Raw genomic sequence first — 12,892 nt, forward strand, 5'->3', positions numbered from 1 at the left:
GGAGCGCTCCTGCTGAATATTTCTTTCTTTTTTAATAAAGTCGATAGCTTGCTGGTATTGATTTAATTGAAGCAAACCAAGAATCGTATAGAGTTTGTTGGAAAATTCATGGGTTTGAGCCCGCTGCGTATTCGCATACTGTTTAATTTGCTGAAGCTCACGTGTGACATGCTCCATTTCTGTTTTTCTGCGGAATGTGGACACAGCCCCGCAATCGTTCCTTCTCTGTACACAGGCACCTGGTTTATCAGAACAATTGATTCTCCAAGTATCATTTCCTTGTCATACCGGCTTTCACCGTTTTCCAAAACGTCAGAGAAAGCAGTATGGGGCAACAATTCACTGATTGGCTTGCCCGCGTAATCACCCGTTTGTTGCGTCTCATTAAACAAAATGTCGTTAGCAGCTTTATTCATCATGGTTATAATTCCCTCATTATCAACAGCTATCATGCCTTCATGGGTCGACTGCATAATCGCTTCTTTTTGCAGCAATAAATCAGAAATTTCCTCCGGTTCCATATTAGACAATAATTTTTTGATGTAGCCGGCAATAAAAATCGCACCTGCAATGCCTAATAAAACAACTGCCAACAAGGTGATCCATAGTGATTGGCTCTGTTTCGCTATGATACTCTGGACATCTTCATTAAGAAAACCGACGGACACGACACCGATAATATCTCCCGATTCACTCAGAACCGGTACCTTTCCGCGAATTGACAGTCCGAGTGACCCAGTACTGCGAGACACATATTCTTCCCCGTCCTGCAACGCACGTTCATTGTCCCCGCCTATCATTTCCTCCCCGATCCTTTCCTGATTCGGATGGGAATAACGAATGCCATCTCTGTTTCCGACAACGATGAACTCTGCACCTGTTTCATCCCGAATGGGTGCTACTGTTTCCTGGATGACAGAAGCCGGGTCCTCCAATTGGAACGCCGCTCTTACTTCCGGTATTTCGGCAACACTCCGGGCAACACTTAACGCACGTTTCCCCACCTGGTCTTCAATTGTATTTGAAATAAATGAATGCAAAAACCCTGCGAAAACGATAAAGATACCAACAATCAGCAAACTGATTAGACCGATCATTTTTACATTCAAATTAAATTTGATATTTGGGGTAGAATTTCTCTTGTTAGATTGCTTTTGAGAATGAGTCATGCTGAGCTCTCCTTCATTCACGACAAACCGGCGGAAGTGATAGAATATGGAAGTCCCGATTGTATTGTTCAAGAATCCCTATTGCCCATGAATAACGCTACTTTTTTCTACTCTATTATAAAAGGATGAGGGCAGTATGTCACCTTTACGAAAGAGAAAGCAATAAACCTTCCGCGTTTTTTTACATAATGAATCTTATTGATTGACGCTGAGCCACGTTCGAGTCAAACCGTCAACAATGGTGTTAATAACAGAGTCATCGCCATCATATTTGATATGGGAAAAGGGGTTCCAGCTTGTTACAATTCCGCCAACGTTCACTTGTATGTCCTTAGTCACGGCGTTTTGGTATTTCTGATTTAGATTCTTTAAAGGATAAGCTAGAATATCATCTTTATCATAAAAGTTCAGCCATTCACCTTTGATGTTCGGATAATAGTTTTGTATAGATGGAGACGGAACGCTGATAGGCACCCCAAAATCGTTAAATCGCAGAGACCACAGGGCTAGCGGGCTTCCCATAGTGTAAAACAAGGAAAGTGTTTCCCCTTTTTCTAAAGGCGTATTGCTGGTATGTCGTTTTGTGTTCATCCCAATATTCTCGTGCTTCATCTGTAAATCATAAAAATAATTATTGGCAACAACAGAGCCAAGACTGTGACTAATCACACATAAAGGAGCATATGAACCGGCTTTTTCCTGGATACTGTTCAAACATTGAGCTAAAAAGGCATGTACTTTGTCATAATTGTGATCCGGTGCCGATGCAGGCTGATACGCTACAGCATCGGCGAGAAAATCAACGGCAAACCGACGCAAAAAATGATAATCTAACTCCGCTCCTTTTTCCATTCTTTCCCATAATTTTTTCTGCTTGTTTTCAAATATCGACGACCATAATATAGATTGAAACACCAGCTCCTTTTCCGGATTTTGTTTTTCCAGCTTTTTGCCAAAACCATCGGAAATTTTTTTGATCATGTCATCCGCAAAATTTTCATTGGGTGTTCCAGCACCGTGAAGTATAACAATGCCAATTTTTTGTGTCATATGCTCCCTCCTAAACAGCCGGGAATCATTAGCTGTTATAATCTAATATTATTGTATCATTGAACAGTCAACGTTGTACTAAATAATTGGAAAATAGTAAAAACAGCCATAAAAACGATATATTGCATATTTCATTCAAGTATATTTTCGTGTATACTATAGTCATACAAAATGAATGTGAAGAAAGGCGGATTCCTATGCCAATACCTGCAAATCATTCGAAACCTGTTCGTCAATCTGCCAAGGAAAACGCGCTCAATCAGATTCAGCAGTGGATTATTGATGGAACATTGCTTCCCGGCGAAAAACTGAATGATACCGAACTGGCTAATGCATTGGGAATCAGCAGAACGCCGGTCCGTGAATCGCTGCAGCTTCTGGAAGTGCAGGGATTTGTCAAAATGTATCCGGGTAAAGCGACACAAGTCACCGAAATCGAACGCGAAGCCATCAAAGATCTGCTCCCGCCACTTGCAGCGTTGCAGTCTTTATCTGCCGAACTGGCGATTGACCATCTGACCAAAGAGCAAATAAACGAACTCGAAGAAATCAACGAACGTTTTACAAAGGCCATCAATTCCAATAATGGCTATGCCGCGTTAAAAGTCGATGAAGAATTTCACCAAGTGATTGTTGACATAACGAAAAATACATATATCCAAAGCATTATAGAATCATTGCAAGCCCATGTCCGCAGGCATTTTTTCCATAATTCCATTACCTTAACCGAAAAGTCAATTGAAGAACACAAGGCCATTATCACCGCTATGAAACATGGCGACAAAGAAAAGGCAGCAGCCATCATGAAAGAAAACTGGCTCCGTACATTACAGGACTTTGAATAAAGACTAAACAAAAAGCCGGCTCCTCCAATAAATGAGGAGCCGGCTTTTACTATATGAATTACGAAGCATGAACTGCAGCTGGCTTTTGGACACGGATGATAACACCGGTGACGGCTATAACGACAAGAGCCGGCAGCAGCCATCCAAGTCCCTGACTGTATAGAGGCAAGGCTTGTTCATAGAAACCCACAATAGGCTGCATCCAGCTGAAATACTCGATGCCCAGTGATTCACAGAGCGACTTAAGACCATCAAAGATACTGATCAAAAACGTAACGGCAATGGTTGAACCATAAACTGTCCTTGCATGATTGAACAATGGGGACAAAAATGTTAGGAGCATCAGGACAATCGCCAGTGGATACAAGAACATCAAGACCGGCACAGAGTAAGTGATGATGTTAGCCAATCCGAAGTTCGCAATCACAAAGGTCAACGTTGAAAAGAAGATAACCAGTGTCTTGTAACTAATTTTCGGAAACAGCGTATGGAAATATTCCGCATTGGCTGTTGTCAGTCCGATTGCAGTCGTTAAACATGCCAATGTAATAGCAACCGCAAGCAGAACAGAACCAAATGTGCCGAAGTAATAGGAAGCACCACTGCTCAAAACCGGTCCGCCGGTTTCAAAGATTCCGAAAACTTGTGTACTCGTTGCCCCTAAATATGCAATCCCGATATAAATCGCACCAAGCAACAATATGGCAATACTGCCAGCTTTAATAGTTGTTTTGAGAATTTCGGTATTGGATGTTACGCCCATTGCCCGGATAGCATTAATGACGATAATTCCGAATACTAACGATGCCAGTGCATCCATTGTATTATACCCTTCAAGGAAACCGGTTATAAATGCGCCACTGCCATACGCTTCCTGAGGTGCTTCCATCGCTCCCATCGGATTAATGATAACCGTAACAAGAAGAACTGCAAGCAGAATAACCAGTCCAGGTGCCAAAAACTTTCCAACATTATCAACAAGCTTGGCAGGTTTTAATGAAAACAGAAGAACAGCAGCGAAAAACAATAAGCTGAAAATAAATAATCCCAATTGTTGTGAAGACTCACCTATGAAAGGTGATATACCAACCTCAAACGCAACCGTACCTGTACGGGGAGAGGCAAAAAATGGCCCGATCGTCAAATAAAGCAATGACGTGAAAAACACGGCATACACCGGATGCACCCGGCTTGAAAGTTCCTGCAAATTACGACTGCCTGAGAAGCTCATGGCGATGATTCCAAGCAATGGCAGTCCCACGCCGGTAATTAAAAACCCAATAGCCGCCGGCCATATATTTGTTCCAGCATTTTGACCCAGCTGTGCCGGAAAAATCAGATTTCCAGCTCCAAAAAAGAGTGCAAACAGCATGACACCAATTGCGGCGTAAGATGAAAAAGACAGTTTTCCATTCATGATATGTTCCTCCAATGATGTTTATTTATTTGTACATATATGCAATATATCGATGAAAACTATCATACTATCTTCCTATGCAAAATGCAATATATTACATGAAACTTTTTGACGATTTACGGAAATTAAAAATTACCAGCCATTTTCCTGCCGTAACGGGATGGTTGGTAATTTTTTAAATCATCTCCCTTACATTTTACTAAGAAGTAACGGTCTCGCCGTAATCAATGCTGCCCTGTGCTATCCACAGATAAGATATAAAAAGAGCGGGTGTATTCTTCGTTTGAATTACCAATTGACAGTATTTTAAAATCTTGCTATTATAAATACAGTTAATATAATACGAATTAATAATAAATTAATTAGAAATATCTTAATTAATCTAATTAGCATGGAGGTGAGACAAAAAAATGAGAAATAATCATTTAAAAGCTTTTACTGTTCTGAATCGGGCAACACAATCTATTCAAGATGCCCTCAAAAAAGATGTGGCTCGATATGGTTTAAATCTGAATGAGTTTGCTGTTTTGGAATTGCTTTATCATAAAGGTGACCAGCCAATACAATCGCTCGGAAAAAAGATCCTGGTTGCAAGCAGTAGTATTACTTATGTTGTCGATAAGCTTGAAAAAAAAGGATATATACACCGGCGACCATGCACGGATGATCGTCGCGTCATGTATGCGGCCATTACCGAATCAGGAAACGAATTTATGGATGCAGCATTTCCGGAACATGAAAAGAAAATCGAGTCCATTTTTAATGAATGGTCTGATGAAGAAATTGAAACAACAATTAACTTACTTAAAAGACTCGGTTATCACGTGGAAAATTTATAAAGTGAATCTTCAATCAGTGGGGGTTCTTCCCCCACTGATTGTTAGATGAACGAATCGGACATTTAGGGACAGTTAACCGCCGTTCCTGGGCGGGTTACTGTCCATTACATGCGGGATAAATACTGAATGATTTATTTTTGTCATATACGTCGAATTCGAGATATATTAAATAATAATAAATGAAAATGGAGGGTGATTTTATGGTAACACTCTATACGACGCCAAGTTGTACATCCTGCAGAAAGGCAAAAGCATGGTTACAAGAGCAGGAAATACCGTTTACAGAACGTCATTTATTTTCTGAGCCATTAAATGCGGACGAAATTAAAGATATATTGCGCTTAACTGAAGATGGAACTGATGAAATTATTTCGAGACGCTCTAAAACATTTCAAAATATGGACGTTAATATTGACCAATTACCAATAAAGAATCTATTCAGTTTGATTCAAAAGAATCCCGGCATATTAAGAAGACCCATTATTGCCGATAAAAAGCGTCTGCAAGTAGGCTATAACGAAGATGAGATCCGCATGTTTTTGCCTAGACAAGTACGGAAGTTTCAATTGCAAGAAGCTCAAGAGAAAATTGTTAATTAATGCGTAACAATTAACTTCATTAAAAATGACTAACAAAGGAGAAAACTTAAATGAAAAAGACAGCAGGTATCCACCACATTACAGCAATTGTGGGGCACCCACAGGAAAATGTGGATTTCTACGCAGGTGTCTTAGGTTTAAGACTGGTCAAAAAAACCATTAACTTTGATGATCCGGGAACCTATCATCTTTACTTTGGTAATGATGGCGGGAAACCAGGCACAATTATCACCTTCTTCCCATGGGCTGATGCATCTCAAGGTGAAATCGGAGGCGGTCAGGTGGGTGTCACCACATACGTCATCCCGGTTGGTTCGATGCCATTTTGGGAAAAAAGATTAGAAAAACACACTATCGCATTTAATAAATCTGAACGATTTGGCGAAACATATCTGGAATTTGCAGATGTCCACGGATTACAGCTGGAGCTTGTTGAAAGAGAAGGCGGTGAACTAAATAATTGGACTTCGGGTGACGTGACACCGGAGATAGCGATTAAAGGCTTTGGCGGGGCAACCCTGTTATCAACCAATCCCGAGAGAACTAAAAGAACGCTTCATGAAGTATTGGGACTCAACAAAGTTGCTGAAGAAGACGATCTGGCTCGATTCCAATCCTACGGGGAAATTGGCAATGTTATCGATGTCAAACAAACTCCAATTAGACGCGGAGAAATGGGCACAGGTACAGTTCATCATATTGCATGGCGGGCACAAGATGACGATGACCAGTTGGATTGGAAGCAGTATGTAGCAAATAAAGGTTATGGCGTCACGCCTGTTCAGGATAGAAATTATTTTAATGCAATTTATTTCAGAGAGCATGGCGAAATACTATTTGAAATTGCAACTGCCCCACCGGGATTCGCACATGATGAATCCATTGAAACAATGGGACAAGCATTAAAACTACCATCACAATATGAACAATACCGTGAGCAGCTGAATAAACGATTGATTCCGATAGACGTAAGAAACTTGGATAAATAAGGGGGGGAGTTTTCATGCTTTCTTTTGATCCTGCAACTAACACAGAACGGGAAAATTACAAGCTGCTTACCGGCAGTATTGTTCCAAGACCAATTGCATTTGTAACAAGTGTTGGAGAAGATGGAACAGTAAACGGTGCACCATTCAGCTATTTCAATGTTGTTTCGTCTAATCCGCCGATGCTTTCTGTATCTGTGCAACGTAAAAACGGGAATATGAAAGATACCACCCGCAACATTTTAGGAAATAAAGAATTCGTTGTACACATCGTTGATGAACAAAATGTCGATAAAATTAATATGACGGCAGCATCCTTAGCATCAAATGTAAGTGAAATTGACAAAGCGGACTTATCATTGGGTGAGAGTGAAATCGTTTCGGTCCCGGGTATTAAAGAATCGAAAGTTCGATTTGAGTGCACCTTAGAGCATTCCCTTGAACTGGGCGAAAGCAATTCGATTGGAACTGACCTCTTAATTGGAAAGGTCGTTCGGTTTCACATCGAAGACGATATTTATGAAGATGGCAGAATAAATCACTTGAGACATGGTGCAATGAGCCGATTGGCAGGTCCAAATTATGCGAGCATAGGAAAAGTATTGTCATTAGAGAGGCCTAAATAGATTGGAGGGATTCCTTATGAGAACGTCCGGTATTCATCACATTACAGCAATTGTCAATGATCCACAGGTGAACGTTGATTTCTATACATGCGTATTGGGTTTAAGACTCGTGAAGAAAACGGTGAACTTTGATCGGCCTGAAGTCTATCACTTATATTTTGGAAACGAATCAGGCGAGCCAGGAACCATTATCACCTTCTTTCCCTGGCCTAAACTTCCTAAAGGACGCGTTGGCACACGCCAAGTCGGAACAACCGGTTATGCTGTTCCTAAGGGGGCATTGGATTTTTGGAAAAATCGTTTGCGCGACCATGGCGTTTCTTATTCATTGCATATCCGTTTTAATGAAACGTATATCACGTTTGAAGACCCGGATGGGTTAAAGGTGGAACTGGTCGAACGGGAAGAAGGCTCCGAAAATAGCTGGAAGACAAATAACATTCCAACACAATATGCCATTAAAGGATTTGGTGGTGCCGTTTTAAATTCCGCACAGCCAAATCAAACTGCAGATATATTAGAAAACATGCTGGGCATGGAATTTGTATCCCGGGAAGAAGATTATTTACGTTTTAAAACTGACGCCCCATTAGGTAATCGGATCGACATTAAACTATCTCCATCCGTACGGGGTCTCGCTGGTGCAGGTACGGTGCATCATATAGCGTGGCGGGCAAAGGATCATGATGAACAAAATAAATGGCGGAAGTTATTGAAGGAAAAAGGCTATAAACCAACTGAAATAAAAGAACGCAATTATTTTAAATCCATTTATTTTTCTGATCCAGGTGGAATTCTTTTTGAAATCGCAACTGATCACCCGGGATTTGCGGTTGATGAAGCACCGGAAGAACTTGGCGAGAAACTTATGCTGCCAAGCTGGTTAGAACCAAAAAGAGAACAATTCGAAGCAACGTTACCCCCAATTAAAGTTAATTAGGGGAAAGAGACTTCTTTTGTAATGAGCAAAGATGATATAAAACTCATAAATGACAAAGGAATCTCCTTTAATACTTGGTCCCGGAAGACGGAGAATCGTGCGCATTTTAACAGTTGAAGCAGAAGGAAAAATGATTTTTCTTTCTGCTTTTAAATATATGTAAAGAGCGTGTTTAAAGGTTAGCTTTAATTTTAGTCTTGTATCACACACTATTTTGCCTGTTGTAATGAATGCATACAACTTAACAAAACTTACATGAAACCTTAAAATGTAATGATTAGGAGTGATGACTTATTTATCTCGAACAACAAGAAGCTATATTACATAATCCAACAGGCAAAAAGCGTTTGGGACTGGCGCTGCTTCTCGGTCTGCTTGCTTTCCTGGGGCCGCTCAATATTGATATGTATTTGCCCAGCTTTCCCGGAATTGCCCAGGATTTAGAAACCAGTGCCACATTGGTACAGTCCAGTTTAACAGCATGTTTACTCGGTCTTGCCATCGGCCAGTTGGTTGTTGGGCCAATCAGTGACGCACAGGGCAGAAAACAGCCATTATTAGTTGCTACCAGCCTGTTTGCACTTGCGTCCATTTTCTGTGCATTTGCGCCTAATATAGCACTATTAATCGCAGCACGATTTTTACAGGGATTCGCCGCCTCAGCAGGCGTCGTACTCTCCCGGGCAGTCGTACGGGATGTGTTCAGCGGGCAAGCACTCACGAAATTTTTTGCGCTATTAATGGTTATCAATGCTGTCGCGCCAATGGTCGCACCAATGGCAGGCGGGGCAATCCTGTCTTTTGAATTCGCAAACTGGCAAAGCATCTTTTTCTTTTTAGCCTTTATTGGCTTCTTGATTGTGGCCATTGTTGCCATAAAGCTAAAGGAGACATTGCCGCCGGAGAAGCGGATCCCCAGTTCGCTTGGCGCAACTGTCATGACAATGGGAAGTTTGTTAAAAGATCGGTCGTTTATTGGTTACGCATTGGTTGTCGGATTCGTACATGGCGGGAGTTTTGCCTATGTATCAGGAACACCGTTTGTATATCAGGAAATTTATGGCGTTTCCCCGCAAACGTTCAGTGTACTATTTGGCATAAATGGACTGGCAATCATAACGGGCAGTTTTATAATCGGACGCTTTGGCGGAATTATTCCGGAAAAAAACTTGCTCCAGACAGCCGTGACGATTGCCCTGACTGCAACGTCTATTCTGCTTGTCATGACAATAATTGAAGGGCCGCTAACTTCAATTGTCATATTGATATTTATATACATGATTACCATGGGAATGGTTATCACAAGCACCTTCACCCTGGGAATGGCCAAACAGGGACACCGTGCCGGAAGCGCAAGCGCCGTCTTAGGCATGCTCCCACTGCTGCTCGGTTCGCTATTCTCACCGCTGGCCGGTATTAACGAAGCCTCTGCTGTGCCGATGGGAGTCATATTATTTACCACTGCACTTATTGGATTTATAGCATTCTTTTTATTGGTTAAAAAGGGACAAACAGATGAGTAAACTGGGTTGAGGGGGAGCTTGTTCCACAGGAGAGCATAATCAACCACCTAAATAATTAACATAATGGTTACTTATGCTAACTTCATTCAGTATAAAAGAAAAACGAAAGGAAAAACCCGGGAGAAGTTAATTTCATCCCGGGTTTAAAGTGTTGTACGTTATTTAATTTCTTGTATGGATAGATACAAAGAATAGTTTCCAAACCAGGTAGTCCAGAGTTAGGCTTCTTTCTTCCAAATACAGAGGGAGCTGAAATACATGAAACTGTTCTACCATTAGAAAACGAAAATACAATCGTAAAAAATTTCCCTAACAGCTTTTTGAAGACTGATTTAGAAAGCAAGTTAAGAGAAAAGGGTGTAACTAAGGTAGTCGTTGCAGGTATGATGACGCATATGTGTATTGATGCAACTGTTAGGGCTGCAGTTGATCTAGGTTTTGAAACGACACTAATTGAAGATGCATGTGCGACTAAGGAGTTATCTTATCAAGAAAGAAAAATTCCAGCAGAACAGGTTCATTATTCGTTTGTCAGTGCACTTGATGGCATGTATGCCAATGTAATTTCGACCGAGAAATTCCTGCAGCAAAATAACTAATCAAATGCAAAGAGGAGTTTGTTTTGGGTTTGTCAAATAAAGTGTGTAAATTATAATTCACGCCAGATATTTTAAAACCCTATCCTTAAGACTCTCGTGTACGAGGAGCTGATTCATTACCATTGCCCAGTTTTGTATATGGCCACCATCCCATTTGGTTTCCAGCTCTTTGATTCGCAAATATAATACTTTTAAAAGGGCATTTTCGTTTGGAAATGCTCCTTTTTTGATCACTTTTCTAAAGCTGGAATGGATGCTTTCTACCGCGTTGGTCGTGTACATCACCTTACGAATGGCACTGCCGTAGTCATAAAGCTGCTCAACGTGATGAAAGTTTCTTATCCAAACATCAATTGCTCCTGGATAGGCAGCCCATTGTTGTTTGAAGGATTCGAATGCACTATGACAAGCCTTAAGGCTTGGTGCCGCATATACTTTTCTTAATGCTTTGGTGAATGCTTTATAATCCTTGCTCGGAATATATTTAACAGAATTACGAATTAAGTGAACCATACAACGTTGTACGATGACATTAGGGAAGATAGACCGTGCACCATCCTCTAAACCGCTCACACCATCCATCGAGATAAAGAAAATGTCTTCAACGCCTCTCGCTTTGATTTCATCAAAGATTTGCATCCATTTATGTTTACTTTCTGTCTCATTTAACCATAATCCCAGAATGTCCTTTGTGCCTTCCATTGTGTAGCCAAGAATCGTATAAACGGCATATTTCTTTGTCTCATACTGGTTTCGAATCGTTGTATACATGCAGTCCACAAACACAAAGGCATAACAGTTACTCAGCGGTCTTGTCTGCCATTCCTCGAGTTCCGGGAGGACACTATCCGTAATATCAGAGATCATATCGTGGGAAACCGAAAATCCATAGATGTCCTCAACAGTTGAAGAAATATCGCGTTGTGACATCCCTCGTGCGTACATGGATATTACCTTGTTCTCAATCGCAGAAACGTCTTTTTGACGCTTTGGTATGAGTTTTGGATCAAAGGATCCATCACGATCTCGAGGCACCTGAATAGCGACTTCACCTGAACTGGTCTTTACTGTTTTATCGCCGTATCCATTCCTTCTGTTTTCTGTTTCCTTTTCGGCTTTATTATTGGATTCATAACCTAGGTGATGGTTCATTTCGCCTTTTAACATCGATTCAAACATTGGCCCAAATATATCCTTCAGTGCATTTTGCATATCTTCTACAGTCTCTGGTTGGTAGTTTTCTAGTATTTGGTTCGCAAGCTCAACAGATTTTGTATCACGCTTCGACTTCGCCAATAGAACAACCTCCCACTCATTTGTTTTTATTCTACCAATAAAAAACTAAACTGCGAAGTAAGAGCCGTACGCACTCTCACTTACACAGTTTAGTTTACACTCCCTTTGTTTTATAAACAATCTCCTCTTTTTGCTGTTTATAAAATCTCCTAACGGAACTAAACGGTCCTAATATACGATCAGAAGTTACTATTTATCATTTCTTTATCACGGCCTGAATAACATGACCTAATCCCACGTGTCTTTTTCCTTCATCTCGCGTCGCTTCACCGTAATAAAAATGAATACATTTATAATTTTTAATCCAATCCAGAATGTCTGCCGGATCATATAACATGTTAAGAGCCGGCGGACCACCTGTTTGATAGTTAAGCTGATCGTCAGAGTAAACCTCAAACATGACATAACCACCAGGTTTCACGGAATCCATCATGTTGTCCATTAAGAATGGCTGGTCTTGTTTTCGAACGTGCCCAAAAACCATAATGGCGGCATCAAATTGATCGGTATTCACTTTTTCGTTCGTTAAATTAATCTGAACGGTTTCTACGTCAACTTGATTTTGGCTAGCCAATTTTTTCGTTTTCTCAAGGCCAATGGTTGATTGGTCATAAGTCGTCACGTCATGACCCAGTTTGGCTAGGTAAACCGCATTCCGGCCTTCACCTTCTGCAAAGCAACCCACTTTTGAATGGTCCGGAATAATACCACTCGTATCGTGTATAAATACATTTTCTCTTTCACCATAAACAAAATCTTCATCTGAAAAGCTGTTATCCCAATGTTCTTTTGACATTATTATTGACCTCCTTAGTCATTATTTCCAGACATCCTGTGCAATTCGGGCGATGTGTCGTAACTTTTCCCATTGGTGTTCTTCCGTCAGAATGTATAAAATGCCCTGATTACTTGCCCCGGTTGCTTCGATTTCATCATCAGATATTCGTCCTATCCATGCCTCCAACACCTAGTCGACACCCTGCGAAATATCCCCACCGCAGAC

14 protein-coding genes are annotated in these 12,892 nt (G+C 40.9%); 8 read left to right on the forward strand and 6 right to left on the reverse strand.

What is annotated here, in order from left to right; all coding sequences use genetic code 11:
* Nucleotides 1–62 precede the first annotated feature (62 nt).
* Together AOX59_RS20600 and AOX59_RS11120 are read right to left on the reverse strand one after the other, a co-directional pair.
* Nucleotides 63–1,109 (reverse strand): PAS domain-containing protein, encoded by a 1,047-nt coding sequence (locus tag AOX59_RS20600; protein ID WP_335338740.1) that lies wholly within the window; start codon nt 1,107–1,109, stop codon nt 63–65.
* A 255-nt stretch (nt 1,110–1,364) separates the two neighbouring features.
* Entirely contained in the window at nt 1,365–2,219 is an 855-nt protein-coding gene (locus tag AOX59_RS11120) for a chemotaxis protein (RefSeq protein ID WP_068445561.1), read from the reverse strand.
* Between the two features lie 197 nt (nt 2,220–2,416).
* Here AOX59_RS11120 and AOX59_RS11125 point away from each other — a divergent pair, with 197 nt between their 5' ends.
* Entirely contained in the window at nt 2,417–3,064 is a 648-nt protein-coding gene (locus AOX59_RS11125) for a GntR family transcriptional regulator (RefSeq protein WP_068445564.1), read from the forward strand.
* A gap of 58 nt (nt 3,065–3,122) precedes the next feature.
* On the opposite strand, the gene brnQ is transcribed toward AOX59_RS11125, so the two are convergent.
* Nucleotides 3,123–4,481, reverse strand: coding sequence for a branched-chain amino acid transport system II carrier protein (gene brnQ, locus AOX59_RS11130; RefSeq protein ID WP_068445566.1), 1,359 nt, complete (start codon nt 4,479–4,481; stop codon nt 3,123–3,125).
* A gap of 410 nt (nt 4,482–4,891) precedes the next feature.
* On the opposite strand from brnQ, the gene AOX59_RS11135 reads away from it, so the two are divergent.
* The 7 genes from AOX59_RS11135 (at nt 4,892) to AOX59_RS11165 (ending at nt 10,593) form a co-directional block, all read left to right on the forward strand.
* Nucleotides 4,892–5,320 (forward strand): MarR family winged helix-turn-helix transcriptional regulator, encoded by a 429-nt coding sequence (locus AOX59_RS11135; RefSeq protein ID WP_068445569.1) that lies wholly within the window; start codon nt 4,892–4,894, stop codon nt 5,318–5,320.
* A 200-nt stretch (nt 5,321–5,520) separates the two neighbouring features.
* Nucleotides 5,521–5,919 carry a transcriptional regulator SpxA gene (gene spxA / locus AOX59_RS11140; protein ID WP_068445571.1) on the forward strand — a complete coding sequence of 133 codons (399 nt, stop codon included), beginning with the start codon at nt 5,521–5,523 and terminating at the stop codon, nt 5,917–5,919.
* Between the two features lie 50 nt (nt 5,920–5,969).
* The gene (locus AOX59_RS11145) at nt 5,970–6,908 is read left to right on the forward strand and encodes a ring-cleaving dioxygenase (RefSeq protein WP_068445572.1); all 939 of its coding nucleotides are present in this window, start codon (nt 5,970–5,972) and stop codon (nt 6,906–6,908) included.
* A gap of 14 nt (nt 6,909–6,922) precedes the next feature.
* Nucleotides 6,923–7,531: a flavin reductase family protein gene (locus AOX59_RS11150; RefSeq protein ID WP_068445573.1), complete on the forward strand. Its 609-nt coding sequence runs from the start codon at nt 6,923–6,925 to the stop codon at nt 7,529–7,531.
* A 16-nt stretch (nt 7,532–7,547) separates the two neighbouring features.
* On the forward strand, nt 7,548–8,471 hold the full coding sequence (locus AOX59_RS11155) for a ring-cleaving dioxygenase (RefSeq protein WP_068445575.1): 924 nt from the start codon (nt 7,548–7,550) through the stop codon (nt 8,469–8,471).
* Between the two features lie 317 nt (nt 8,472–8,788).
* The gene (locus AOX59_RS11160; protein WP_068445577.1) at nt 8,789–9,994 is read left to right on the forward strand and encodes a Bcr/CflA family efflux MFS transporter; all 1,206 of its coding nucleotides are present in this window, start codon (nt 8,789–8,791) and stop codon (nt 9,992–9,994) included.
* Between the two features lie 191 nt (nt 9,995–10,185).
* Entirely contained in the window at nt 10,186–10,593 is a 408-nt protein-coding gene (locus AOX59_RS11165; protein ID WP_257720710.1) for a cysteine hydrolase family protein, read from the forward strand.
* Between the two features lie 57 nt (nt 10,594–10,650).
* Here AOX59_RS11165 and AOX59_RS11170 read toward each other — a convergent pair whose 3' ends face one another.
* From AOX59_RS11170 to AOX59_RS19705, 3 genes are all read right to left on the reverse strand, one after another.
* Nucleotides 10,651–11,889 carry an IS256 family transposase gene (locus AOX59_RS11170; RefSeq protein ID WP_068445579.1) on the reverse strand — a complete coding sequence of 413 codons (1,239 nt, stop codon included), beginning with the start codon at nt 11,887–11,889 and terminating at the stop codon, nt 10,651–10,653.
* Between the two features lie 196 nt (nt 11,890–12,085).
* A complete protein-coding gene (locus AOX59_RS11175; protein ID WP_068445581.1) occupies nt 12,086–12,685 on the reverse strand; it encodes a class I SAM-dependent methyltransferase in 600 nt (199 codons plus the stop codon).
* 21 nt (nt 12,686–12,706) lie between these two features.
* Complete coding sequence (locus tag AOX59_RS19705) at nt 12,707–12,856, reverse strand: hypothetical protein (protein WP_169792876.1); 150 nt, start codon at nt 12,854–12,856, stop codon at nt 12,707–12,709.
* Nucleotides 12,857–12,892: the final 36 nt, after the last annotated feature.

This window comes from Lentibacillus amyloliquefaciens, assembly GCF_001307805.1.
Classification (GTDB): domain Bacteria; phylum Bacillota; class Bacilli; order Bacillales; family Amphibacillaceae; genus Lentibacillus; species Lentibacillus amyloliquefaciens.

What these genes read in the sequence shown, in the direction of transcription:
- AOX59_RS11120 (WP_068445561.1), bottom strand. Translation starts at nt 2,219, where the DNA reads ATGACACAAAAAATTGGCATTGTTATACTTCACGGTGCTGGAACACCC.
- AOX59_RS11125 (WP_068445564.1), top strand. Translation starts at nt 2,417, where the DNA reads ATGCCAATACCTGCAAATCATTCGAAACCTGTTCGTCAATCTGCCAAG.
- brnQ (WP_068445566.1), bottom strand. Translation starts at nt 4,481, where the DNA reads ATGAATGGAAAACTGTCTTTTTCATCTTACGCCGCAATTGGTGTCATG.
- AOX59_RS11135 (WP_068445569.1), top strand. Translation starts at nt 4,892, where the DNA reads ATGAGAAATAATCATTTAAAAGCTTTTACTGTTCTGAATCGGGCAACA.
- spxA (WP_068445571.1), top strand. Translation starts at nt 5,521, where the DNA reads ATGGTAACACTCTATACGACGCCAAGTTGTACATCCTGCAGAAAGGCA.
- AOX59_RS11145 (WP_068445572.1), top strand. Translation starts at nt 5,970, where the DNA reads ATGAAAAAGACAGCAGGTATCCACCACATTACAGCAATTGTGGGGCAC.
- AOX59_RS11150 (WP_068445573.1), top strand. Translation starts at nt 6,923, where the DNA reads ATGCTTTCTTTTGATCCTGCAACTAACACAGAACGGGAAAATTACAAG.
- AOX59_RS11155 (WP_068445575.1), top strand. Translation starts at nt 7,548, where the DNA reads ATGAGAACGTCCGGTATTCATCACATTACAGCAATTGTCAATGATCCA.
- AOX59_RS11175 (WP_068445581.1), bottom strand. Translation starts at nt 12,685, where the DNA reads ATGTCAAAAGAACATTGGGATAACAGCTTTTCAGATGAAGATTTTGTT.